This window comes from Photobacterium aquimaris (assembly GCF_002954455.1).
Lineage (GTDB): Bacteria > Pseudomonadota > Gammaproteobacteria > Enterobacterales > Vibrionaceae > Photobacterium > Photobacterium aquimaris.
Window position 1 is genome coordinate 1 of the sequence record NZ_MSCC01000010.1, and the last position, 2378, is coordinate 2378.

The 2378-nt window shown below is 51.2% G+C and carries 1 rRNA gene; it reads left to right on the forward strand.

The annotated features are described in order from the left end of the window. Positions 1-2378, forward strand: a 23S ribosomal RNA gene (locus BTN98_RS20160); the annotation flags it as partial.

Here is a 2378-nt window from a genome sequence, read left to right on the forward strand (position 1 = left end):
GAACCCCTGTGAGGGGAGTGAAATAGAACCTGAAACCGTGTACGTACAAGCAGTAGGAGCATACTTGTTATGTGACTGCGTACCTTTTGTATAATGGGTCAGCGACTTAATTTTAGTAGCAAGGTTAACCGTTTAGGGGAGCCGTAGGGAAACCGAGTCTTAACTGGGCGAATTAGTTGCTAGGATTAGACCCGAAACCGAGTGATCTAGCCATGGGCAGGTTGAAGGTGAGGTAACACTTACTGGAGGACCGAACCGACTAATGTTGAAAAATTAGCGGATGACTTGTGGCTAGGGGTGAAAGGCCAATCAAACTCGGAGATAGCTGGTTCTCCCCGAAAGCTATTTAGGTAGCGCCTCGGACGAATACTACTGGGGGTAGAGCACTGTTAAGGCTAGGGGGTCATCCCGACTTACCAACCCTTTGCAAACTCCGAATACCAGTAAGTAATATCCGGGAGACACACGGCGGGTGCTAACGTCCGTCGTGAAGAGGGAAACAACCCAGACCGCCAGCTAAGGTCCCAAAGTTATAGCTAAGTGGGAAACGATGTGGGAAGGCTCAGACAGCCAGGATGTTGGCTTAGAAGCAGCCATCATTTAAAGAAAGCGTAATAGCTCACTGGTCGAGTCGGCCTGCGCGGAAGATTTAACGGGGCTAAGCTATACACCGAAGCTGCGGCAATATGAACTTGTTCATATTGGGTAGGGGAGCGTTCTGTAAGCCGTTGAAGGTGCATTGTAAAGTGTGCTGGAGGTATCAGAAGTGCGAATGCTGACATGAGTAACGATAAAGGGAGTGAAAAACTCCCTCGCCGGAAGATCAAGGGTTCCTGTCCAACGTTAATCGGGGCAGGGTAAGTCGACCCCTAAGGCGAGGCCGAAAGGCGTAGTCGATGGGAAACGGGTTAATATTCCCGTACTTCTTATAATTGCGATGGAGGGACGGAGAAGGCTAGGTGAGCCTGGCGACGGTTGTCCAGGTCCAAGTATGTAGGCTGATGAATTAGGCAAATCCGGTTCATCTTAAGGCTGAGATACGATGTCGAGCTACTACGGTAGTGAAGTCATTGATGCCATGCTTCCGGGAAAAGCTTCTAAGCTTCAGATTATAAGAAATCGTACCCCAAACCGACACAGGTGATCAGGTAGAGAATACCAAGGCGCTTGAGAGAACTCGGGTGAAGGAACTAGGCAAAATGGTACCGTAACTTCGGGAGAAGGTACGCTCCTAGCGGTGATGAGACTTGCTCTCTAAGCTGCCGGGAGTCGCAGATACCAGGTGGCTGCAACTGTTTATTAAAAACACAGCACTGTGCAAAATCGAAAGATGACGTATACGGTGTGACGCCTGCCCGGTGCCGGAAGGTTAATTGATGGGGTTAGACTTCGGTCGAAGCTCTTGATCGAAGCCCCGGTAAACGGCGGCCGTAACTATAACGGTCCTAAGGTAGCGAAATTCCTTGTCGGGTAAGTTCCGACCTGCACGAATGGCGTAATGATGGCCACGCTGTCTCCACCCGAGACTCAGTGAAATTGAAATCGCAGTGAAGATGCTGTGTACCCGCGGCTAGACGGAAAGACCCCGTGAACCTTTACTATAGCTTGGCACTGAACATTGACCCTACATGTGTAGGATAGGTGGGAGACGTTGAAGCAACCGCGCCAGTGGTTGTGGAGTCAATCTTGAAATACCACCCTTGTATGCTTGATGTTCTAACGTCGACCCCTTATCGGGGTTACGGACAGTGCCTGGTGGGTAGTTTGACTGGGGCGGTCTCCTCCCAAAGAGTAACGGAGGAGCACGAAGGTGGGCTAATCACGGTCGGACATCGTGAGGTTAGTGCAATGGCATAAGCCCGCTTGACTGCGAGAATGACAATTCGAGCAGGTGCGAAAGCAGGTCATAGTGATCCGGTGGTTCTGAATGGAAGGGCCATCGCTCAACGGATAAAAGGTACTCCGGGGATAACAGGCTGATACCGCCCAAGAGTTCATATCGACGGCGGTGTTTGGCACCTCGATGTCGGCTCATCACATCCTGGGGCTGAAGTCGGTCCCAAGGGTATGGCTGTTCGCCATTTAAAGTGGTACGCGAGCTGGGTTTAGAACGTCGTGAGACAGTTCGGTCCCTATCTGCCGTGGGCGTTGGATGATTGAGAGGGGCTGCTCCTAGTACGAGAGGACCGGAGTGGACGAACCGCTGGTGTTCGGGTTGTATCGCCAGATGCATTGCCCGGTAGCTAAGTTCGGAATCGATAACCGCTGAAAGCATCTAAGCGGGAAGCGAGCCTCAAGATGAGTCATCCCTAGACCTTTAAGGTCTCTAAAGGGTTGTTGAAGACTACAACGTTGATAGGTCAGGTGTGTAAGTGCTG